General features: G+C 59.6%; 23 protein-coding genes. All 23 read right to left on the reverse strand.

Annotated elements, in window-relative coordinates:
• Positions 1–2: 2 nt before the first annotated feature.
• The 23 genes from ABD827_RS12095 to ABD827_RS12205 all read right to left on the reverse strand — a co-directional run bounded on the left by ABD827_RS12095 (position 3) and on the right by ABD827_RS12205 (position 22,918).
• Positions 3–752 (reverse strand): protein phosphatase CheZ, encoded by a 750-nt coding sequence (locus tag ABD827_RS12095; protein ID WP_344965008.1) that lies wholly within the window; start codon positions 750–752, stop codon positions 3–5.
• A gap of 12 nt (positions 753–764) precedes the next feature.
• Positions 765–1,136, reverse strand: coding sequence for a chemotaxis response regulator CheY (cheY, locus tag ABD827_RS12100; RefSeq protein ID WP_425567994.1), 372 nt, complete (start codon positions 1,134–1,136; stop codon positions 765–767).
• A 305-nt stretch (positions 1,137–1,441) separates the two neighbouring features.
• Complete coding sequence (locus tag ABD827_RS12105) at positions 1,442–2,164, reverse strand: RNA polymerase sigma factor FliA (protein WP_344965010.1); 723 nt, start codon at positions 2,162–2,164, stop codon at positions 1,442–1,444.
• On the reverse strand, positions 2,148–3,032 hold the full coding sequence (locus ABD827_RS12110; RefSeq protein WP_298717881.1) for a MinD/ParA family ATP-binding protein: 885 nt from the start codon (positions 3,030–3,032) through the stop codon (positions 2,148–2,150). The genes ABD827_RS12105 and ABD827_RS12110 overlap by 17 nt, the downstream gene beginning before the upstream one ends.
• Positions 3,025–4,413, reverse strand: a complete 1,389-nt coding sequence (flhF, locus tag ABD827_RS12115) for a flagellar biosynthesis GTPase FlhF (RefSeq protein ID WP_344965011.1) — start codon at positions 4,411–4,413, stop codon at positions 3,025–3,027. Before flhF ends, ABD827_RS12110 begins: the two co-directional genes overlap by 8 nt.
• Positions 4,414–4,429: 16 nt before the next feature.
• Entirely contained in the window at positions 4,430–6,526 is a 2,097-nt protein-coding gene (flhA, locus tag ABD827_RS12120) for a flagellar biosynthesis protein FlhA (protein WP_298717875.1), read from the reverse strand.
• 515 nt (positions 6,527–7,041) lie between these two features.
• Entirely contained in the window at positions 7,042–8,175 is a 1,134-nt protein-coding gene (gene flhB / locus ABD827_RS12125) for a flagellar biosynthesis protein FlhB (protein WP_344965012.1), read from the reverse strand.
• Positions 8,176–8,964, reverse strand: a complete 789-nt coding sequence (gene fliR, locus ABD827_RS12130) for a flagellar biosynthetic protein FliR (protein ID WP_344965013.1) — start codon at positions 8,962–8,964, stop codon at positions 8,176–8,178.
• Positions 8,965–9,184: 220 nt separating this feature from the next.
• On the reverse strand, positions 9,185–9,454 hold the full coding sequence (gene fliQ / locus ABD827_RS12135) for a flagellar biosynthesis protein FliQ (RefSeq protein ID WP_298717868.1): 270 nt from the start codon (positions 9,452–9,454) through the stop codon (positions 9,185–9,187).
• Positions 9,454–10,209, reverse strand: a complete 756-nt coding sequence (gene fliP / locus ABD827_RS12140; RefSeq protein ID WP_298717865.1) for a flagellar type III secretion system pore protein FliP — start codon at positions 10,207–10,209, stop codon at positions 9,454–9,456. The genes fliQ and fliP overlap by 1 nt, the downstream gene beginning before the upstream one ends.
• The gene (gene fliO / locus ABD827_RS12145) at positions 10,196–10,579 is read right to left on the reverse strand and encodes a flagellar biosynthetic protein FliO (RefSeq protein WP_344965014.1); all 384 of its coding nucleotides are present in this window, start codon (positions 10,577–10,579) and stop codon (positions 10,196–10,198) included. Before fliO ends, fliP begins: the two co-directional genes overlap by 14 nt.
• Positions 10,579–10,992 (reverse strand): flagellar motor switch protein FliN, encoded by a 414-nt coding sequence (gene fliN / locus ABD827_RS12150; protein WP_298717859.1) that lies wholly within the window; start codon positions 10,990–10,992, stop codon positions 10,579–10,581. Before fliN ends, fliO begins: the two co-directional genes overlap by 1 nt.
• On the reverse strand, positions 10,989–12,047 hold the full coding sequence (gene fliM, locus ABD827_RS12155; protein ID WP_298717856.1) for a flagellar motor switch protein FliM: 1,059 nt from the start codon (positions 12,045–12,047) through the stop codon (positions 10,989–10,991). The genes fliN and fliM overlap by 4 nt, the downstream gene beginning before the upstream one ends.
• A gap of 7 nt (positions 12,048–12,054) precedes the next feature.
• A complete protein-coding gene (locus tag ABD827_RS12160; protein ID WP_344965015.1) occupies positions 12,055–12,525 on the reverse strand; it encodes a flagellar basal body-associated FliL family protein in 471 nt (156 codons plus the stop codon).
• Positions 12,526–12,571: 46 nt separating this feature from the next.
• On the reverse strand, positions 12,572–14,572 hold the full coding sequence (locus ABD827_RS12165; protein WP_344965016.1) for a flagellar hook-length control protein FliK: 2,001 nt from the start codon (positions 14,570–14,572) through the stop codon (positions 12,572–12,574).
• 128 nt (positions 14,573–14,700) lie between these two features.
• Positions 14,701–15,138, reverse strand: coding sequence for a flagellar export protein FliJ (gene fliJ / locus ABD827_RS12170; protein ID WP_344965017.1), 438 nt, complete (start codon positions 15,136–15,138; stop codon positions 14,701–14,703).
• Entirely contained in the window at positions 15,138–16,469 is a 1,332-nt protein-coding gene (gene fliI, locus ABD827_RS12175; RefSeq protein WP_298717844.1) for a flagellar protein export ATPase FliI, read from the reverse strand. The genes fliJ and fliI overlap by 1 nt, the downstream gene beginning before the upstream one ends.
• A complete protein-coding gene (gene fliH, locus ABD827_RS12180) occupies positions 16,456–17,265 on the reverse strand; it encodes a flagellar assembly protein FliH (protein ID WP_344965019.1) in 810 nt (269 codons plus the stop codon). Before fliH ends, fliI begins: the two co-directional genes overlap by 14 nt.
• Entirely contained in the window at positions 17,262–18,308 is a 1,047-nt protein-coding gene (fliG, locus tag ABD827_RS12185) for a flagellar motor switch protein FliG (RefSeq protein ID WP_298717839.1), read from the reverse strand. Before fliG ends, fliH begins: the two co-directional genes overlap by 4 nt.
• Positions 18,301–20,007: a flagellar basal-body MS-ring/collar protein FliF gene (gene fliF, locus ABD827_RS12190; protein WP_298717837.1), complete on the reverse strand. Its 1,707-nt coding sequence runs from the start codon at positions 20,005–20,007 to the stop codon at positions 18,301–18,303. Before fliF ends, fliG begins: the two co-directional genes overlap by 8 nt.
• 11 nt (positions 20,008–20,018) lie before the next feature.
• Positions 20,019–20,333 carry a flagellar hook-basal body complex protein FliE gene (gene fliE, locus ABD827_RS12195; RefSeq protein ID WP_298717834.1) on the reverse strand — a complete coding sequence of 105 codons (315 nt, stop codon included), beginning with the start codon at positions 20,331–20,333 and terminating at the stop codon, positions 20,019–20,021.
• Positions 20,334–20,527: 194 nt separating this feature from the next.
• The gene (locus tag ABD827_RS12200) at positions 20,528–21,919 is read right to left on the reverse strand and encodes a sigma-54-dependent transcriptional regulator (protein WP_344965020.1); all 1,392 of its coding nucleotides are present in this window, start codon (positions 21,917–21,919) and stop codon (positions 20,528–20,530) included.
• A gap of 30 nt (positions 21,920–21,949) precedes the next feature.
• A complete protein-coding gene (locus ABD827_RS12205) occupies positions 21,950–22,918 on the reverse strand; it encodes a sensor histidine kinase (protein WP_344965064.1) in 969 nt (322 codons plus the stop codon).
• Between the last annotated feature and the right edge of the window lie 96 nt (positions 22,919–23,014).

The raw sequence follows: 23,014 nt of genomic DNA on the forward strand, positions 1-23,014 counted from the left end.
CCTTAGAATCCCAGACTGGACAACAGATCGTCTACGCCGTCCTGATCCGAGACCACATCATTACGATGCTCTTTATTGATGATCGGACCTTCGGCTTCAATGGCCGAGACTGGTGCGTTCGCCGGCATCGCCTGAGCGTCTTCCATACCCGGTAAACGACCAAAGACCGACAGAATGGCCACCAGCTTGGCTTCCACTTCCTGCACCAGGTTGATCACCCGGCGAATCATCTGCCCGGTCAAATCCTGATAATCCTGCGCCATCAGGATTTCGGTCAGCAACTGCCTTAGCTGATTGGAATCCTGCTCGGAGCTCTGTAGAAAATCGTCGAGCTGATAGCACAGCTCCTTGAACCTGTTAAGCTCCAATTGGCGCTGCATTAACTCACGCCAGCCCGGCATTATCTGCTGGATGCGATCGCCGAGTCGGTCGGCAATGGGCAGACTGGCTTCCACCGCATCCATGGTACGGTTGGCCGCCTTGTCGGTCATGTCGATGACGTAGCTCAACCGCTCCCTGGCATCGGGAATTTCATTTTCTGCCAGCTCGGGCAGACGTGGATCGTTGCGAAATTCCTGCAACGCATCATGCAGTTGCCGGGTCAGTTGTCCGACCTGTTCGACCAGATCTTTCGCCTGCGGCATGCAGACATCGGTAAGATAACGGTCGGCGCCGTCCTGATCCCCCCGCTCCAGCATGGCTACCAGTATGCGAGCCTGTTCTAGGCTGATGGTTCCTTTCTGTAATGCCATTGCTCTGCCTTTTTATCCGATTCGCTCGAAAACCTTCTCGAGTTTTTCCTTGAGAGTGCCGGCGGTAAAAGGCTTGACCACGTAGCCGTTCACGCCGGCCTGAGCGGCGGTGATAATCTGCTCGCGCTTGGCTTCCGCCGTGACCATCAATACCGGCAGATGCTTGAGCTTGTCGTCGGCTCGAATGGCGCGTAACAAGTCGATACCCTGCATGCCGGGCATGTTCCAGTCGGTGACCACAAAATCGAAGCCGCCCCCCTTGAGCATGGGCAAGGCGGTGGTGCCGTCGTCGGCCTCGTGAGTATTATTGAATCCGAGATCCCGCAGCAGGTTTTTAATAATCCTGCGCATGGTGGAAAAATCATCCACGATGAGGATTTTCATGTTCTTGTCCAAGCATTTCCTCCTATCAGCCGAGTCTGCGGCCGCTGATCACGACAAGTATCTTAACTATATCGACCCGGTATACCTTAACTTAAATCGTATATTGCGCTATTGGCACACTAAAATATGCCAAATCCTTGATTTCGATTGTTTAATAAACACAACACTGTCAGTTATAAGCCTTAAGCTGAAAGCTGAAAGCTGAAAGCTGAAAGCTGAAAGCTGAAAGCTCACAAGCACCACACCGACTCTCCAACTGCAACAGTCTGACTTACCGCTTATGGCTTATGGCTTATGGCTTTATTTCACTCTTTCCATTCTTTCAGCCTGGCGCGCAAACGGTGCATGGCCTGGCTGTGGATCTGGCTGATTCGGGATTCGCTCACTTCGAGTATCTGGCCTATCTCTTTCAGGTTCAGCTCCTCGTCGTAATATAAAGACAGCACCAGGGCCTCGCGCTCGGGCAGTGTCTTGATATGGCTCGACAGGGCGCCGAGAAAACGTTGTCGGGCCATGTCTTCAAACGGACTGGCCACATGAGAGCCTTGCTCCGCATGATGGTCGACACCGGTTTCAAATTCGTCCATTTCCAGGATTTTGCCGTTGCTGGTATCGCGCAGCATGGCGTAATAGCTGTCCAGGCTCACGCCCAGCTCTTCGGCCACTTCCCGGTCGTTGGCATTGCGTCTTTCCCGACGCTGTACCGCGGCCACGGCATCGGCTATCTGCCGGCTGTGTTTGTGTACCGAGCGCGGCACCCAGTCACCACGGCGAATTTCATCCAGCATGGCGCCGCGAATGCGAATGCCGGCAAAGGTCTCGAAGCTGGCGCCCTTGCCGGCATCGAAGTTGCGGGCGGCTTCCAGCAACCCGACCATGCCCGACTGGATGAGATCGTCCAGCAGCACGCTGTCCGGCAATCGCGCCAGCAGGTGATGGGCGATGCGACGCACCAGTCCCGCATGACGCTCTACCAGCTGGTTACCCTGCTGTCTGGCATAGACCAGCGCCTTATTCCCCCCGAACATCTAACTCGACCGCCGGAGGATTCAACAATTTTTCGATAAAGAACTGCAGGTGGCCACCGGCCCGCTGGGGTGCCGGCCAGCTCAGTGCCTTGCCGGCCAGCTGCTTGATCGCCATGGCCGATGGTGAGGTGGGATATTGATTGACCACCAGGGTCTGGCGACGTACCGCCAGCCGCAGATTGCCGTCGAACGGCACACAGGCCACCAGTTCCAGCGCCGCATCCAGAAAGCGATCGGTCACCCGGGTCAGCTTGGTAAACAGTTCCTGACCTTCGCGCTGGCTGCGCACCATGTTGGCCACGATTTTGAAGCGGAACACGCCGTAATCCCGGGACAAAATCTTGATCAGGGCGTAGGCATCGGTGATCGAGGTGGGCTCGTCGCACACCACCACTATCACCTCTTGCGCGGCGCGGGAGAAACTGAGCACCATGTCGGAGATACCGGCGGCGGTATCCACCAGCAGAATATCAATCGGGGTCTGCATTTCGCTGAAGGCGCGGATCAGGCTCACGTGCTCCAGCGGCGACAATTCGGTCATCGACTGGTTGCCGGACGTGGCCGGTATGATCTTGACGCCCTGCGGCCCTTCCACCAGCACCTCGTCCAGGGTGCACTCCCCGCGCAACACGTGGGACAGATTGCGCGTGACTCGAATGCCCAGCAAGACATCGACGTTGGCCAGCCCCAGATCCGCATCCAGCACCATGACCCTCTTGCCCTGCGCCGCCATGGCCGACGCCATGTTGAGGGTAATGTTGGTTTTGCCCACACCGCCCTTGCCGCCGGTCACCGAAATAACCTGTACTCTGCTTGTTTTTTGCATAAGCCGCAGTCCACTCGCCTGGTCCTGAAACCAATTATTCATAAAAACGCGCATCCTCTTCGTCGAACTCGGAGGACTCCCAGTAGTGAGGCTCTTCCCGACGTTGCTCCATGGTTCCCAATGCCTGCCTGACCAGCTCGAGGGCATCCGCCAGGCGCAGATCTTCCGGCACCCGCTGCCCGTCGGTGATATAGCTGATGGGCAGACTGTTCTGAATACTGATATCCAGCACATCTCCCAGTGACAGACTTTCGTCCAGCTTGGTCAGAATGCAACCGGCCAGGGGAATGCGACGAAAATGATCCACCGCTTCCTGCAATACCCGGCGCTGGGCCGTGGCCGGCAGCACCAGATAGTTACGAATCTTGATTTGTTTATCGCCCACCAGAGTATCGAGCTGTTCGTTCAATCGCAGATCCCGCTGGCCCATACCGGCGGTGTCAATCAACACCAACCGCCGATGACGCAGCTGATAGAGTGCCTGAGCCAGCTCCTGATAGGTACGCGCCTGCTTGACCACCACGCCCATGATGCGACCGTAGGTCTGCAGTTGTTCATGGGCACCAATCCGGTAGTGGTCGGTGGTAATCAAGGCAATTTGGTCGGCGCCATAGCGGGACGCAAAGCGGGCGGCCAGCTTGGCGATGGTGGTGGTTTTGCCGACCCCGGTGGGGCCCAGCAGGGCGACGGCGCCGCCCTGGCGCAGAATTTCGTCTTCACCGGTCATCAACTGCTGACACAGCGCGGTTTCAATCTGGCTCCAGGCTTCATGCGGTGCCGCTGTGTCGTGCACCATCATCGCCAGCTGGTCGGAAAAAACATCGCTGAATCCCAGGCCGTTCAGGTGCTTGATCAGCATGGCGCGGACCGGCTCGCGCCGTTCCACCTCCTGCCACATCAACCCCGACACCTGATGTTCGAGCAAGCGTCGAATACTGGCAATTTCCTGACGCATGGCATTCAACTCTTTGTCTTTGGCCCCTTCCCTGCGCTTGTGCTCGCGGCTGTCGTGCAACTGGGGCTGAGCCTGGGGCTCTTTCGTCCCCATTCGCGGCTCCTGACGCGGCGCTTTGCCCGCCTCCGGGGTCAGCGCCGGCTCCTTCCAGCTGGACTGCTCGGCCAGGGTCTGGGGAGAGGCTTCACTGCGCCCCCGCATCAACAGCGATTGCAGGGTTTCCGACTGCTGCTTTGCATCCAGCGGAGAAATAAATTGACGGGCCTGCGACGAAATTCTGACATTGTCATCCCGCAGCGGCCGCTGCACCGGGGTGACCGGCGTGTCGTCGTCGTCCACCGCCGCCACTATTTCGATACCGCCGGACACTTTTTTATTGGACATGATCACCGCGTCCGCGCCGAGCACGTCCTTCACCTCGGCCAGGGCGGCTCTCATGTCTTTGGCGAAAAATCGTTTTATCTTCATTTAAACTACCACCCTGCTACTGCTGGCCAACAGACGCCACAATGCGGATTTGACGGTCATCAGGTACTTCCTGATAGGACAAGACCCGCAGACTGGGAATCGTGTGTTTTACAAAGCGCGCCAAGGTGGTGCGCAACATGCCGGAGGTCAGCAAAATCGCCGCCTGCCCTTCCATTTCCTGATTGGCCGCCGCCTGTGCCAGCGATTGCTGCATGCGTTCGGCCAGGCCGGGCTCGATGCCGCTGCCCTGCGCACCGCCGGCCTGCAAAGAGTTCTGCAATATCTGTTCCAGTTCTGGCGCCAGGGTGATGACCGGCAGCTCGCGCTCGGTGCCCGCTATCTCCTGCACCATGAAACGGCGCAGGGCAATACGACAGGCGGCGGTCAGCACTTCCGGATCCTGGCTCTTGGTGGAGTACTCGGTCAGGGTCTGCAGAATGGTGCGCATGTCACGAATGGTCACCCCTTCATGCAGCAGGCTCTGCAACACCTTGGTCACCAGCGCCAGACTCATGGTGTTGGGTACCAGCCCTTCCACCAGCTTGGGCTGACTGCGACCGATTTGATCCACCAGGTTCTGCACTTCTTCATGGCCCAGCAAGACGGCGGCATGGTTGGTCAGCAGCTGACTGAGGTGCGTGGCCACCACGGTAGCGGCATCCACCACCGTGTAACCCAGGCTCTGGGCCTGTTCGATCTGGTCTTTGGTAATCCAGGTGGCCTCCAGATCGAAGGCGGGATCCCGGGTGTCGATACCCTGTACCGGCCCGAAGACCTGCCCGGGGTTGATGGCCAGCTCCCGATCCGGATAAATGTCGGCCGCGCCGGAGCTCACCCCCATCAGGGTGATCTGATACTGATTGGGGCCCAGCTCCAGGTTGTCGCGAATATGCACGGCGGGGATCAGAAAGCCCAGCTCCTGCGAAAGTTTCTTGCGCACCCCCTTGATGCGGCTCAGCAATTCGCCGCCCTGAGATTGATCGACCAGGCTTATCAGCCGGTAACCCACTTCCAGGCCTATGGTGTCGACCTGCGCCACGTCGTCCCAGCTCAGCTCCTTCACCTCGGTACTTGGCACCGTCGGCGACTGCTCCTGCTCTACCGCAAGCTGTGCATCACGCGCATTGCGTTTGATGGTCCACCAGGCCGCAAAGGCCGCCAACCCGCCGAGCAGCAGAAAGGCAAAATGGGGCATGCCCGGCACCAGACCCATGGTGATCAGGATACCGGCGGCAATGGCCAGCGACTTGGGGTTGTCGAACAGCTGCCCCAGCATCGCCTGGCCCATGTCTTCACGGGTATTCTGACGCGTCACGATAATGGCGGCGGCAATCGACAGCAGCAGCGAGGGAATCTGCGCCACCAGACCGTCACCTATGGTCAGCAGGGTATAGATTTCGGCCGCTTCGCCGAACGGCAGCCCGTGCTGGGCCATGCCGATGATGAAACCACCGATGATATTGATAAACAGGATCATGATGCCGGCGATGGCATCGCCCTTGACGAACTTGGACGCACCGTCCATGGAGCCGTAGAAGTCGGCTTCACGGGTCACTTCATCCCGGCGCAGTCGCGCCTCGTCCTGATTGATCAGGCCCGCATTCAAATCCGCATCGATGGCCATCTGCTTGCCGGGCATGGCGTCCAGGGTAAAACGGGCACTCACTTCCGAGATACGGCCGGCCCCCTTGGTGACCACCGCGAAGTTGATGATCATCAGGATCAGAAACACGATAAGACCGACCGCATAGTTGCCGCCGATCACCACGGAGCCGAAGGCCTCAATCACGTTACCGGCCGCATTGCCGCCCTCGTGCCCTTCCAGCAGTACCACCCGGGTCGAGGCCACGTTCAGCGCCAGCCGCAACAGGGTGGCGACCAGCAGCACGGTAGGAAAGGCGGCAAAGTCCAGCGGCCGCTGGCTGTATACCGCCACCAGCAGGATCACCAGCGCCAGGGAAATATTGAACGAGAACAGTACATCGAGCAGCAGGGCGGGAATGGGCAACACCACCATGCCCAGTGCCGCCAGCACCAGCAGCGGGGTGCCCAGCCCTTTACTGAACCAGGAGGACCAGGGTCCGATTTGTGAAAGCGTGTCCTTGAATGCCATTGCCACTGCTGTGTAGACGAGAATTGATGCGGCTTAATATGCAATAAACAGGCCATTTTCAGCTGTAAGCTTTGAGCGATCAGCCGTAAGCGGCTCCCTTGGCGCTTTTAGCCTGTCTCTTGGTCACAAGTTTTTGTTGAACTTAACGAGGCCATCAGGCAAAGCGCACTGCTCAGCCGACACGCCGTAAACCCCTCCCTGGGGGCTCAGCCGCGCCATCCTTGGCGCGGATGGTCGGTTGAGCAGACACCCTTTGCCCTCCCGTCGGCAACGGAGTGGTCTGTCAGTGGTGCTCACCGACGACTTCGAGCCCGAAAAGAGGCGGCTGGGATAGCCTCAGCCGACCATCACATGACAGGACGTCATGTGCTGAGCGTCGCAGGGATGCGGTTCAGCGTGTCGGAAGAGGCTACCCAGTTGCCTCTGTGCATATTTTATGGACTGACAGACTTGTGACTAAGAAACAGGCTTTTAGCTTTTAGCTCATGACTTATAGCTCATGACTTATAGCTAGCTCAGGCCTTATATTCGTCCGGTATCGGCAGGTCTTCCTTCAGCGGTACCGGGCGGTTGCCCTGCCCCTTGCGCCAGGCGTTCAGCTGGAATACATAGGCCAACACCTGGGCCACGGCCACGAAGAGGCCGTCGGGAATTTCCCGGTCAAGCTTGGTGGAGTGATACACGGCTCGCGCCAGGGCCGGAGACGAAATCACCGGCACCTCGTATTCCCGGGCGATTTCCCGAATCTTGAGCGCGATTTCATCCAGCCCCTTGGCCACTACCATGGGGGCGGCGCCGGGCTTGTCCTTGTCATAACGCAAGGCCACCGAGTAATGGGTCGGGTTGACCACCACCACGTCGGCGGTGGGCACTTCGCCCATCATGCGGCGGTTGGCCATTTCCTGCTGCAAACGACGAATACGGCCTTTGACCTCGGGCTTGCCCTCGGTGTTCTTGTATTCGTCCTTGATCTCCTGCAGCGTCATCTTCAGCTGGCGGGTGTGATTCCAGATCTGAAACGGCACATCGATGGCCACGATGGGCAGCAGAGCCATGCACAGCAACAGGCCCATGTTCAGCAATAACTCCACCGAGCCGACCATGGCGGCGGGCAGGGTTTCGTCGCTCAGACGCAGAATATTGTCAAACTGGCCCCACAACAGCCAGATAGCCAGGGTGGCGATAAACACCACCTTGGCAATGGACTTGAGCAGCTCCACCAGCGACTGCATGCCGAACATTCGCTTGAAGCCCTTCATCGGGCTCATGCGATCCAGCTTGGGCAGCATCGCCTGGCTGCTGAAGTTAACACCGCCGAGCAGGCTGTTGCCCACCAGCGCCGCCACCAACACGATGGCAAAAAACCCAAACAGAGGCCACATCAGCCCCATCAGCGAGTCACGCAGCGCCGGCATCATGGCCTCGGGATCAAACAGCGCGGCCCTGTCGACCTGAAAGTTGCGTTCAAACAGCCGCGCCATGGCCAGCCCCAGCGAGTCGCCGACCATCATCAGTCCCAGCGCCGCACTCAACAGTACGGCGGCGGTACCCAACTCCTTGGAACGAGGGATCTGGCCTTTTTCTCGTGCCTGGCGAAGGCGTTGTTCCGTAGGCTGTTCTGTTTTTTCCTGACCGTCCGACTCCGCCATTCAGCCTCCTTCGCAAGTCAGTAGCAGGGTGTCACACATCACCGTTTGCAGCCGTAGCCACTGGTTTTCGAAATGCCCCAGAAATCCGCCCAGGGTCAGCCACAGAATAAACAGGCCGCATACCATGCTGACCGCAAAGCCGACGCTGAAGATGTTCAACTGGGGCGCGGCCCGGGTCAGCACCCCGAAAGTCAGGTTGATCAACAACATGGCGACGATAGCCGACAGCGACATGGCCACCGCCGCCTGAAACAGCAGGCTCAGCAGCCCGGCCAGATTTTCCCAACTGGTGACCGACAAACCATTCATCGCCACCGGCAGGGTGTCGAAGCTCAGCACGATGGCTTCAATCATCACCAGATGACCGTTCAGCGCCAGAAACAGCAGGGTGCCCAGCATCAGATACAATTGCCCCACCACCGGGGCGGACTGGCCATTGAGCGGATCGACCATGGTGGCGAAACCCAGGCTGGTCTGCATGGCGATGATCTGGCCGGCGGTGACGAAGGTTTGCACCAGAAACTGGGACAACAGGCCAATCACTGCGCCAATCAGTACCTGCTGGCCGGTGATCAGAAAGCCACCGACCGAAAACAGCGCCACCTCGGGCATGGTAGGCAGCACCGGCGCCACCGCCAGGGTGGTGGCGAGCGCCAGCAATACGCGGTTGTAGGCCGGCGTCAGCTGGGCACCAAACATCACCATGGTCATCATCATGCCGGCGATGCGGCACAGGGGCCAGAGATAAGCGGCCAGCCACATCAGGATCTGCTCGGTGCTGTAGTTCAAACATCGTCTCCGAAAACAAAGCGGCAAGCTGTAAGCTGTCAGCTGTCAGACAAACAATCGGTGACTGGGCGATTTGCGTTCCGCCTGTCTATTCTGATTTGTCTAACCGTTTGCGCCGAATAAATTGGCGCCTACAAAATACTCGGGTCGCTTATAGCTGATAGCTGATAGCTGATAGCTGACAGCTGATAGCTGATAGCTGATAGCTGACAGCTTTGTATTACCCAACCACCTGCGGGATCTGGTAAATCATCTCGTAAAAGAAATCCATCAGCATATCAAAGCCCCAGTGGGCACCCACCGCCAGGGCGCCCAGGGTCACCAGCAGACGCGGCAGAAAGCTCAGGGTCTGCTCGTTGATGGAGGTGGCCGCCTGAAACACCGCCACCACCAGGCCGATGGCCAGACTTGGCAGAATCACCGCCGATACCAGCACCGTCACCAGCCAGAGCGCACTGCGAAAGATGTCGACGAACGTTTCCGGGCTCACTATCCCGCTCCCAGGCCAAAGCTGTTGGCCAATGTACCCATGATCAGGTTCCAGCCGTCTACCAGCACGAACAGCATCAGCTTGAACGGCAGCGAAATCAGCATGGGCGACAGCATCATCATACCCATCGCCATCAGAATACTGGCCACCACCAAATCGATCACCAGAAAGGGCAGAAACAGCATGAAGCCTATCTGAAAGGCGGTTTTCAGCTCACTGGTCACGAAGGCCGGTATCAAGACCCGCAGCGGCACCTCGGCTTCACTGTCCACCTGGATATCGGCGATGTTGAGAAAGGTATCCAGATCCTTGACCCGGGTCTGGGCCAGCATGAAGTCACGTATCGGCAGCTCGGCCCGGGCCAATGCTTCCCGGGAGTCGATTTCTTCCGCCAGATAGGGCTGCAGCGCATTCGCATTCACCCGATCCAGCACCGGCGACATGATGAAAAAGGACAAAAACAGACTGATGCCGATCAGCACCTGATTATTGGGGCTTTGCTGCAGCCCCAGCGCCTGACGCAGAATCGACAACACTATGATGATGCGGGTGAACGAGGTCATCATGATGACCATGGCCGGCAAAAAAGACAGCGCCGTCATCAGCGCCAGCACCTGCAGGGTCAGGCTGTATTCCTGGCTGCCGTCGGTGTTGGTGGTCACCGTCACCGCCGACATGCCCTGCTGGGCCATGGCCGGCCCGGCCAGCAGCAACATCGGTAATAACAGGGGCAGATAGCGACTAAGACGACTCATGGCCGCCCCTTTCCGTCCGCCTCGCCCTCTGTTTCGACAACAGAGACGTTGCCTGTTCCGGTGCCAGCGGTTGTTCCAGCTTGCCCAGACCCGATATTTGCTGGGCGGTAACGCCGAGCAGCCACTGCTCTTCACCCACCTGCACCACCAGCAAACGCTCGCGTTGGCCCAGCGCCAGCGAGGCTACTATGTTGAGCTGACGGCTACCACCCAGCAGCGAGGCGCCCCGCAGGCGGCGCAGCAGCCAGCCCAACACCAGGATCACCCCAATCACCAGCATCGATGACAGGGCCCATGAATCCCAACGGACTTCCGGCCCCTGAGCCAGCACCGAGGCCGGCAGCAGCAGTAATATCGATAACAGCCGCATTATTTAAGCTTTTTGATGCGTTCGGTCTGGCTGATCACATCGGTCAGCCGAATACCGAACTTGTCGTTCACCACCACCACTTCGCCATGGGCGATCAGGGTGCCGTTAACCATGACATCCAGCGGCTCGCCGGCCAGCCGGTCCAGCTCCACCACAGATCCCTGGTTCAGCTGCAGCAGGTTGCGAATGCTGATGCGGGTGCGGCCCACTTCCATCGAAATGGTGACCGGAATATCCAGAATGGCGTCAAGTTTTCGACGCTCGTCACCGGACAAGGGGCTTTCGGTCGGGTCATTGAAGTCATTCAGCTCGGCCCGCTTGACCGAGTCCTGCTCTTTTGTTTCGCTCTGCGACGTCTGCTCGGCCATCGCCTCGCCCCAGACATCATCCAGCTCGTTCTGTTCATCACTCATGATGCATCCTCAATGGTTCTTTCCAGTTCTTCCAGCTCGGCTTCACCGTCAATACGTACGCCACGGCGGGTGACGTGACTCAGTTCGGTCTTGACCGTTTCCGGCTTCTTGATTTTCTCGCTGATCCGCACGGCCATTTTCTCGCCGGCCCGCCCCAGCTGACCACGGAAACTGGGCAAGTCTTCTACCGACACCAGCAAATGCTCGGGCATCTCCACCGGAATGATATCGCCGGCCTGCAGCTCCATGATATCGCGCAGGCTCAGCTCTTTTTCCAGCAGCTTTACCGACATATCCACCCCCACATCGAGAATTTCATCGCGCAGCGCCTTGCCCCAGCGCAAATCGTTTTCACCCTTGTCGCTTTGCACGCCGGCATCCAGCAGCTCGCGAATGGGCTCCAGCATGCCGTAAGGCAGGGTTACGTGAAAATCACCGCCGCCGCCATCCAGCTCGATATGAAAGGAGCTGACCACCACCACCTCGGTGGGGCTGACGATATTGGCCATGGTGGGGTTCACTTCCGAGTCCAGGTACTCGAATTCCACGTCCATGACCGGCGCCCAGGCCTCTTTGTAATCCTCGAACACCAGCTTCAGCAGCAGCTGTATCACCCGGCGCTCGGTGGGGGTAAATTCACGGCCTTCGATTTTGGCATGACGGCCGTCACCACCGAAGAAGTTGTCGACCAGAATAAACACCAGCCGCGCTTCCATGGTGACCAGACCTATGCCCTTGAGCGGGCGAAAACGCACCATGTTGAGACTGGTCGGCAAAAACAGCGAATGCACGTATTCGCCGAACTTGAGCATTTGCACCCCGTTGACCGACACTTCGGCGGTGCGGCGCATCATGTTGAACAGGCTGATACGCATATGCCGGGCAAAGCGCTCATTAACCATTTCCAGCGTCGGCATGCGCCCACGAACGATGCGATCCTGCGAAGAAAAATCAAACATGGCAACGCCATTACTGTCGTTGCTCTCCTCTTCCTTTACATCGTCCACCCCGTGTAGCAGGGCATCAATTTCATCCTGAGATAACAGATCGCTCACGACTCACCTATTGCATTACGATACCGGTAAAGAGCACTTTTTCTATCAGCGGTGCTCCCAGCTCTTCCGTCAACACCCTGTTCAATTCATTCAGCGCTTCCTGCCGTACCGCCTGCTTGCCATCGGCAGACAGGTAATTATCGGCACTCTGACGGCTCAACACCGTCAGCAGCACACTTTCCAGCAACGGCAGATGCTGCTTGGCCCTGGTTTCATCGGCCAGTCCCCTTACCATCAATTGCAGTTCCACCTGCACCAGACGTTCCCGCCGCCCGGCCGGTACCGAGAAAATAAAGGGCCGGGGCAGGCCGACATACAGCGCCTGATTGTCGACCACCGGCTCCGCCTCGACATTCTGTGAAGCGGGCATCAGCCACCAGGCCGCACCGCCGCCGGCGACCACCAGCAGCAATACGATTACCCAGACGAGTTTACGTTTGTACCATGCCACCCTGGGCATGATCAGATCATCGGCCATGCTATCCCTTCATCCTTACGGCAAACGCGTAGTTTACCCATTTGAATCATGCAAAAAAATCAATTCTGCCGGCGTCATCGCTACGGTTCGACAATCGAGCCTCGCCCGCCAGAGACGTTTGAGGCTCATCACCGGCAAGTGAGCCGTAGCCACGCGGGCCATGACTGCGCCCCTCGCCCCCTTGTTGGGCATTCTGTTGCGATTGCTGTTGCGACTGCTGCTGGGCATCTTGTTGCGCGGCCTGGTTGAACCCGCCCTGCTGACTGCCCGACTGGCTCTGGCCCTGGTTCTGACTCAGGTTAAGCCCCTGCTGGCTCAGCATGTCTCTCAGCCGCGGCAAGGCCTGGTCGAGCAGTTCCCGGGCCTGAGGATGGCTGGCCAGAAACTGGACCTGCACCTCCCCCTGCTCCATTTTCACCTGAATTCGAAGACCGCCCAGATTCGACGGATCAAGACGAATTTCCGCCTCCTGCAGATTCTGGCTCACCATCACCTGTACCTGTTGCGACAGCTGTTTTGCGCTTTGTTCCGGTGCGCCTTGCTGCAGCGTGACCACCCGATCCGCTAACACCGGGCGCTCGGCTGTAGAGCCTGTCTGAATGCCATCCCGGTTCACCACCGCCAGACCGGCATCATGACTAACGGGACCCTGGTTCATCGCCGGCGCCCCTTCGCCACCAGACTGGCTCGACAACAGGGAGGCCGGCGCAGGTTCAGGCATGTTCGAGGCGGTGCTCACCGGCTTCGCCTGGCTTTCCTGTTCACCATCGCCCTCGGCGAGATCAACCGACGGCAAGGCGTTGCCGTTATCGTCGGTATTCATCGGCGAGCCGGCCCGCAAGTCGGGTTGCGACCAACGGCGACCATGTTCTATTTGCGCCAGCCATTCGGGGGGGCGAGCCGAGGTGGCCTCTTGTTGCCGCACCGCCACGGCATCTTTATTTGCCAGCGAGTCCGCCGTCTGAGAGTTTGCCGTGTCTCTGCGCGTATCAGCCGGGGGGACCTCCACGGTTATCTTTGGCCGACTTGCCGCGGGCACTGTTTCGCTCTGCCGGCTTGACTCGCTCCGCGAGGCGGCTGACGCCGCCGTCGCCTCGGCGGTGGTGCGCTCGGCCTGCTTCTGTACCGCACGGCCTTCGACTTCATCAAGCGCAACAACGTCGGGGTTCTCGACCGCTTGAGGAGCAGTCACTACCGGCTCCCGCGCACCTGTAACCGGTGCTGCTGCCTGGCCTGAAGCCCCTTCGAAGACGGCAGGGCCAGCCTTGGGGGTCTGCTCTGGCGAACGTGCGTCGAGCGCTTGCCGGTCGGCTTTCGTCGCCGTTGCCGGTGGCAATGGACTGCCGCTTTCCTGCCGGGAAGACGAGGCTGGCGCTGTTGTGGTTGTCGAACGACCCGCGTCGGTTAACGACTCGACGCCAGACCGACGCCGGCTGTCGGTGGCGTCAATCACAGCCCCCTTCGCCGCGTCCTTCACCGTGTCACTGCCTTCGGCTTCAGCTTCGTTTCCTGTCTCTGCTTTCGCAGCCGGTACGGTATCGATATCGGAAAGCAGCACCGCACCGGCAGTGGTTTTCGTCGATGTCGGCATCGATGCCGGGCGTATCGGTGCGTCACCGGCAGTGTCGTCGGTGGAACGCTCACCGGCCGGAGCGGACTCGGCTGCCATATTGCTCGGCGCCGAGATTGGCGTCGTCGGTAGGGTTGCCGACAAAGAAGAAAGCGAGGGGGCAGGCTCGGAGCTGTTCTCCGGCTTCGCGTCGCGATTATCCGCCGTCTCTTCCTGCGATGAAGAGGTTGCAGCCGACGCTACACTTTCATCCTGCACATCGGCTTCTAAAGCGGCGATATCAACGTCATCCGGCAGCGCTTCGGCAGCCGGCTGCCGAGGGTTGGCCGTCGCCGGTGTGGCACTTTTTCCGGAGTCGGTCTGCTGCATCAGCACATCGGCAAACCGGCCGGACTTCCCGCTGTTATCACCCTCGGTGACGCCAGCGCCCGTTTCCGTGCCGGCCTGAACCCGCATAGACATGATGTTCATGGTCATGATGAAGTGATCCCCGTAAATCCTGCGGCTGTGCCGTCTGTCATCGAATCGACGTCATAGCTTATGCAAAGAACGCACCAGTTACGCAAGATCACAGCGGCAAGTGCAAGATACTCGGCAAACAAACACTAAAGACTTTTTTTGTGAAACCGGTAGATGGCAAGGTTATCGAGCATTTTCTGCTCCTGACGGGCGCTTTCCAGCCGCTGTCGCTCGGCGTCCCGCTCCATCAGCTTGTCGATCGCCTGCTTGCGGGTGCGTACCGCCATCCAGGCGCTGCGGCTTTGCTCCAGCTGTTGCCTGGCCTGCTGCAAGCCCTGCTGTTGCTGTTGCTGAGACAATTCCAGCTTGTCGATAAAGCCCTGAAAGTGCCCGAACTGGTGGGCGCTGAGGCCTTGTTGGCCGCGGCTTTGAAATTCCTGACTGTAATGACGCTGATACTGGCTCAGGGTCTGCTGCTGTTGTTCCAGCTGTTGCAACTGCAACTGGGCCGCGCCCAGCTCGGCCGCCGCCTTGCGTTCCTGACCATCGAGCTGATCCAGCAACAACCGTAATGCCCGACTCATCAACCGGCTCTCAACAGCGGTTTGCTGATGGTTTCAAGATCGGTCAGGCACATGGGAAACTCCACCACGTCTTTCATGCTCTGGGTCAAAAAGTGATCCAGCCGGGGGCGAACATGAATCGCCATGTCCAGCCGGGGATCGGCGCCGGACTGATAGGCGCCGAGGTTGATCAAGTCGTGATTCTGCTGATAGAGGGCATAGGCCTGCTTGACCGCACGCGCCTGCTGCTGATGGGCATCGGTGGTCACCGCCGTCATTACCCGGCTGATCGACTTTTCGATATCGATGGCCGGATAATGGCCGCTGTCGGCCAATTGACGCGACAGCACGATGTGACCATCGAGAATGGCCCGGGCCGCATCGGCAATGGGGTCCTGCAGATCGTCCCCTTCGGTCAGTACGGTGAAGAAGGCGGTGATGCTGCCCTGGCCTTCGGCGCCGTTACCCGCTCGCTCCACCAGCGCCGGCAGGCGGGCAAACACCGAGGGCGGATAGCCCTTGCTGGCCGGGGGCTCGCCAACCGCCAGCGCAATTTCCCGCTGGGCCTGGGCATAGCGGGTCAGGGAGTCCATCAGCAGCAGCACGTTGAGTCCCTGATCGCGAAAGTATTCCGCCAGCGTCAACGCCGTTTCACAGCCCTTGAGTCGCATCAGCGGCGAGGCATCGGCCGGGGCCGCCACCACCACGGATCGGGCGCGCCCCTCTTCGCCGAGAATCACATCGATGAACTCTTTGACCTCCCGGCCCCGTTCACCAATCAGCCCCACTATCACCACATCGGCCTTGGCGCCGCGGGTCATCATGCCCAACAGCACACTCTTGCCGACGCCTGAGCCGGCAAACAGCCCCATGCGCTGACCCCGCCCCACGGTCAACAGGGCATTAATGGCGCGCACGCCCACGTCCATCGGTGCTTCGATGGGTTTGCGCGCCATCGGGTTAAGCCGTTGGGCGGTAAAATCGGCGGTATTGCTGGTGACGATGGGCCCCAGGCCGTCCAGCGGCTGGCCGATGCCGTCGATCACCCGCCCCAGCAACTCCATGCCTACTGGTACCCCGGCGCCTTGCCCCACCGGCGTGACGCGGGCGCCGGGAATCACGCCTTTGAGCGATTCACTGGGCATCAGAAACAGCCGGTCGTCGGCAAAACCGACCACTTCGGCGTCCATTTCACCAAACATCGTCTGAATCTTGCACTGACTGCCGACGGCGGCGGTACAGCCCACCGCCTCCAGCGTAAGGCCAACCACCCGGGTCAGCTTGCCGCTGGCCGCCATGGCCGGCATCAAGCCCCTGGCCTGATAAGCCGCCAGCCGCTCAGGGAGTGTCATGGAAACGAATCCAGTTGGCCTTGATGAAGTTGGCCATCAGCTCGTCAATACGCAGTGCCAGGCTCACATCCAGCTCGGATAACGCGGTTTTTACCCGCACATCGCCCCGGACCAGATCCGGCTCGCTCACCAGTTCCCACCGTCGCTGACGGCGGCTCTTTTCGTCGAAATGCTGCTCGATAATGGCCATATCGTCCGGGTGCAGAAACAGGGTCACGTCTCCCTCATGCCCGGGCAAGGCCGCCACCGCTTCACGCACCGTGGCCAGCAACAACTGCGGCGAGGTAGTCGCTTCGGTCTTGAGCAGATTACGGGCCAGCTCCTGCGCCAGGGTGACCAGACTTTGCTCTACCACCTGATCTATCTGCGCCAGCGGTGCCTGCAACTGTTCAAGCAGCTGCTGCCACTGCTGCTGCTGCTGTTCTATTTGCTGCTGCCCTTCGGCCAGCCCCTGTTCCAGCCCCTGCTTGAGACCGGCCTCGTGGCCCTGTTGCAGCCCGGTGAGGCGCCCCTCTTCCTGCCCGGCGACCAGGCCTTCTTGTTTGCCCTGTTCAAAGCCTTCTTCGTAGGCGGCCTGACGAATGGCCTCCAGCGCCTCGGCGGTCAGCGGCTCGGGCTCGGGTTCCGCTATCGGCTCGGGATCGGCCACCTCGGCCCGGCGCTTGATATTCAGCGCCTGCTGTTCTCTTGGCTCGGCCCGAGGCTGTGTCATCTCTGGCCAGGGCCAGTGCTCGGCGTCCGTCGTTTTATCGCGGGGGATGCGATCATACTCGGAGGAATAAGGATGACGACTCATACGAAGTCATCTCCGCCACCCTTGGCCAGCATCAATTCCCCGCTGTCGGCCAGACGGCGGGCAATGGCCAGAATTTCTTTCTGGGCCACCTCGACATCGCTCACCCGTACCGGGCCCATGGCGTCCAGATCGTCCTGCAGCATTTCGGCGGCTCGCTTGGACATGTTGCCCAGGAACTTGTCCTTGAGCTGGTCATCCGCGCCTTTCAATGCCCGCTGCAGCAGCTCGCCGTTCACCTCACGCAGCAACATCTGTATGCCGCGGTCATCCACATCAATCAGGTTTTCGAACACGAACATCAGATCCTGGATCTTCATGCTCATCTCTTCATCCTGATCACGAATAGAGTCCATCAGGGTGCCTTCGATAGAAGTATCCAGATAGTTCATGATATTGGCGGCGGCCTTGAGGCCCCCCATCTTGGCGGCCTTGGCGCCACTCTGACCGGCGAACTGTTTTTCCATGATGTCGTTCAGCTCTTGCAACGCCGCCGGTTGCACCTCTTCCAGCTCGGCGATGCGCATCACCAAATCCAGCCGGACCGGCTCGGCAAACTGCTGCAGAATTTCGGCGGCCTGCTCCGGCTCGAGGTAAGACAGCACTATGGTCTGAATTTGCGGGTGCTCGTTATGAATGATGCTGGCCACCTGGCGCGCATCCATCCATTTCAACGAGTCCAGCCCGCGCGAGCCGGCACCGACCGAAATCTGCTCGACCAGGCGTCCGGCCTTGTCTTCACCCAGCGCCGAGACCAGGGCGTTGCGCACAAAGTCCTGACTGCCCACGCCGATTTTGGTGAAGCGCTGAATATCCTCGATAAAGAGCCGATGCACCGCCCCCACCCGCTCGGGACCAAAGTCGCCAACCGAGGCCATTTTCATGCCCAGACGCTGTACCTGCTTGGGATCGAGATGGCGAAATATCTGCGCCGCGTCTTCTTCCCGCAGGCTCAGCATCAAGAGCGCGGCTTTTTCGGTGCCGGTCATCTTGGTGAGCAGTTGCCGCTGCTCATCGGTAATCATCAGTTGCTGAGTATCAGTCATCGGCTTTCACCCAATTTCTCACTACCTGTGCCGCCAGATCCGGCTCGTTGGCCACCAGGGCCCGAATGGCCGACAGCACGTCTTCGTCCTTGTTCAGATCGGGCAGTTGCAAACGGCCCTCGCGAATACCAAACATGCCGTCATCCTGCTCGGCCTGCTGCGCCAGCAGCGCCAGATCATCATTGCCCAGCAGCGCATTCTGGCCGTCCAGATCCACCTCTTCCGGCATCTTTTCATCGCTGCCCAGCAGACGCCTGACCATGGGGCGCACCAGGGTCAGCAACAGCACAATCAGCACAATCACCGCACCGAGAATACGCATGAGGTGCAGGAACCAGGTTTTTTCGTAGAAAGGCACACCGGCAATATCGTCAAGCTGGGGCCGGTTGAATGCCACCGACACCACCTCTATGGCATCACCCCGGCTCACGTCGAAGCCCAGTCCGCCACGCAGCAGCCGATCGATACGGGTCAGCTCTTCCGGCGTCAGTGCGACCCGCTCTGTAGTGCCATCCTCATTGGTAATGGCCTTGTGATCCACCGCCACCGATACCGTTAACCGGCGCACATCTCCGGTGGCGCTCTGGGTGTGACTGATGGTGGTGTCCAGCTCGAAGTTGCGGGTCGCCTCGCGTCGGGAACGTTCGTTGCTTCGTTTTTCCTGAGCCTGCCCGGCCTGTTCGGGAATATCCGATTCGGCCGGCGGTTGATTGGTCAAGGCGCCCGGAATGCCAATAGCCCCCATGCCGGACGTATTGTCTTCCATCACCATTTCCGAGCGTACCGCCGGCAACTCGGGATTGAACGACTTGACGGTCTGCTCTTTGCGGGTGAAGTCGAGCCGTACATCCACCTCGGCGGTGTAATTGCCCAGCCCCAACACCGGACTCAGAATGGCGTCAATTTTCTGGCGATACTCCGCTTCCTGCTTTTGCTGCAGTTCAAATTCGCGACGGGTGCGGGCCGACAAGGGGTCTTGCGAGCCGGAGTTGAGCAGGCGACCGTTTTGATCGGTGACCGTGACCCGATCCGGCGTCATGTCCGACACCGCCGAGGCCACCGTATCCACGATGGCATCCACTTCTTCCTGACGTAATGTACCGCCCCGGCGCAGGTTCAGCACCACGGTGGCGCTGGGCTGGCGCTTGTCGCGTACAAAGACGTTTTCACGGGGAATGGCCAGCAGCACCTGGGCCTGGGCGACGCTGTTGTATTGTTCGATGACCCGCGCCAGCTGCCGTTCACGGCTCAGGTTAAGCCGCTCACGCTCCAGGCGTTGGCTGATGCCGAAACCGGGGTCGGACAGCAGAATAGAATCCCCCTGGGGCGGGCTTTGATCCAGGCCGGAGCGACGCAGGTTAAGCTGAATATCGGCAAATTTATCGGCCCGCACCAGCACGGTATTGCCGTCTATGGTGTATTCGACCTTCTGGGCATCGAGAAAGTCGAGGGTTTCAATCAATTCCTGATTGCTGTATACGCCCAGCGGGCGCATCTGGGGTTCTTTGCCCCACAGCAGAATAAACACCGCCAACGCCAGACAGATAGCCAGCGCCAGCACAATAATGACCTGGCGCAGAATGTCGGTGTTGCCCAGCAAGGCGAACGGCGTGCTTTTTTGCTCCTGGGCTTCCAGTGAGTTGTCCTCGCTGGTGGCAAGGGCAGATTTGTCGGTATTCACCAACGGATTATCGGCCACCAATCAAGTCCTCATACCGGCATGTTCATGATGGTTTTATAGGCCTCAACCACCTTGTTGCGCACCTGCACGGTGGCATCGAAAGCGATGCTCGACTTTTGCGACGAGATCATCACCTGCTCCAGGCTGACCGACTCGTCACCAAGCTCGAAGCGGTTGCGCAGATCGCCGGTGCTTTGCTGCAGACCATTGACGTTGTTGACCGCCTGGGTCAGCAGGGCAGAAAAGTCCTGTTGCGGGGCTACGCTATTGGGTGGCGTCAGCGGTTGCAGTTCGCCCTTGATGGCCTGCATGTCTGTTAATAGTCCGGCTGCGCTAATGTCCATCCCAGTCATCCTCAGTCAAATAAATAGCGTGAAGATCATAATGCAAACGACGGGCCAGTCTATCTTTATCTGCTCGCCGGCTTCTATTTGAACTTGAAGGGTCCAATTTATTGGACTGCCTGAGCCAGGGCGTAGTGCATGTGGTCGAATGAATTCAACCCTACTGGCTTGTATCTGCTCATTCAGGGTTCAATTCACACCGGCACGCTAATCCCGGCATCGCGCATGCGCGCCAGCTTATAGCGCAGGGTGCGAGGGCTGATACCCAGTTTTTCCGCCACCTGCTGACGGCTGCCGGCGTGGGTGTGCAAGGCCTGCAGAATAAGCTGCTGCTCCTGAGTAGCGAGCTCCTTGCCGAGGTCACTATCCGGCTCACCACGCCCGGAGGCGGTTGGTGCGGCAGGGAGTGCGACGGATGAGGCGGCGTCCAGCAGAATATCCGCCGCTTCAATCACCTCGCCGTGCGCCAGTATCAGCGCTCGCTGTATCACGTTACCCAGCTCGCGCACGTTGCCGGGCCAGTGCCAGGCCTGCAGTCGCGCTTTGGCCTGGTCATTCAACACCAAAACGCCCCGCCCCAACTCACGCGCATGGCGCTGCAGCAGATATTCCGCCAGCGGAATAATGTCGCCGGGTCGCTCGGCCAGCGCCGGCCAGTGCAACGGAAACACGTTAAGCCGGTAGTACAAGTCTTCCCGAAAGCGCCCTTCCGCCACCGCCTGGCGCAGATCCCGGTTGCTGGTGGCCAGCACCCGCACATCAAGCCGAATGGTCTTGCGCCCGCCCAGGCGCTCCACTTCCCGCTCTTGCAACACCCGCAGCAACTTGGCCTGCAGGTTGAGATCCATTTCGGTAATTTCGTCCAGCAGCAGGGTGCCGCCATTGGCCTGCTCAAACTTGCCGGGGCAGGCCTGCACCGCCCCGGTAAAGGCCCCCTTTTCATAACCGAACAGGGTGGCTTCCAGCATGTTCTCGGGAATGGCGGCACAGTTGATGGCCACAAAGGCGCCCTCGGCCCGCTCGGAGCGACGATGAATAAAACGCGCCAGCACCTCTTTGCCGGTGCCGCTGGGGCCACTGATCATCACGCTGGCGCCCGACTCCGCCACCCGGGTGGCCAGTTGCAGCAACTGTATGCTGCCGGCATCCCCCACCACGGGATCGCCGCCGTCTGCCGCTTCTTGCGACGTATGGCACGACCTGTGTTGCGACACATAAGGCGACACCACCGCCAGCAGCGCATCGGGGGTAAACGGCTTGGCCAGATAATCCACCGCACCGGCACGCATGGCGGCCACCGCCCCCGCAACCTGGGCATAAGCGGTGATCACCAGCACCGGTAGGCCGGGAATGCGACGATTGATCCAGCCGAGCAACCCCAGGCCGTCCATGCCGGCCATCTGCACATCGGTGATCACCAGCCGCGCCGCCCGCTCCTGCAGCCAGACGATGGCCGCCTCGGCACTATTGACCGCGGCGCAGGAAAACCCCGCCAGCAGCAGGGTATCCTGCAGCGCCTGCTGCAAACCCGAATCGTCTTCGACGATAAGAAGATCAACCACATCGGGCTGTACATCATGTGTCATGAAGATGCCTCCTTAATCTCTGTTTCCCCTTTATTCTTCATTCCTTACCCCTTGCGGCAAAAAGAGGCTGAAACGGCTGCCCTGCGCCGGTACCGACTGCACCGTGACCCGGCCCTGATGGGCACTCATCACCGCCATGACCGCCGCCAGCCCCAGGCCGGTGCCCTGGCTGCGGGTGGTAAAAAACGGGGTGAAAATCCGATTAAGCAGACTGGCGTCCATGCCCTTGCCATTATCCTGCACCCGAATTTCGACTTCATTATTCGGTGCCGACAGCACCGTCAGCGCGATTCGGATCGCTCCGGCTTCTGTCGCATTCTCCAGCAGATTCAGGATGATACCCTTGAGGGCGTGCGCATTGCCGAGCACGTGCACCGGCTGTGCCGGAGCAAGGTCCAGGGTAGCCCCTTCGGCCGCCAGCAGAGGCATGACGGCCTCAGCACACTCGCCGAGCAGCGCGTTCAGCTCCAGCTCTTCGGCGATGGAGCTCTGCTCGGGCCGGGCAAACAGCAAAATGTCGCTTATTTGACGCTCTATGTCGCTCAGCCGCGCCATCAGCCGCTGCTGAAACTGCGCCCGTTGTGCCTCGTTGAGGCTGGGCGCAGACAAGTTGGCGCCATATAGCATGGCCGCAGACAGGGGGGTGCGAATCTGGTGGGCCAGGGTGGCCGCCATTTGCCCCAGCGCCGCCAGCCGCCGAGCGTGGCTTTGCTGCTCAACCCAGGTTCGAGTGGGCGTCATGTCGGTCAATTGGATCAGCTGGCCGGGCTGGCCTTCTATATGGGAAATGGCCAGCTGTATGCGTCGACCGTCCTTGAGCGATATTTGCAGGCCGTCATCCGGCTGGGGCGCAAACACCCGTTCAATCACCTCGGGCCAGGCGATGTCCTGCAGGGGCTCACCCAATATGGCCCGGGCCGCCGGGTTGGCAAGCCGTACCCGGCCCCGGCCGTCCAGCCAGACCACACCGCTGGGCATGGCGTTCAGCAATAAGTCCATACTCAAGGGCGTATCTGACGACGCTTGTGGCAACAGGGCCGGATCACTGAACATAAGATGGCGACAATTGAGGAAGTGTTGAACCGGTTATTCAAT

It is taken from the genome of Oceanisphaera sediminis (assembly GCF_039539745.1).
Lineage (GTDB): Bacteria > Pseudomonadota > Gammaproteobacteria > Enterobacterales > Aeromonadaceae > Oceanimonas > Oceanimonas sediminis.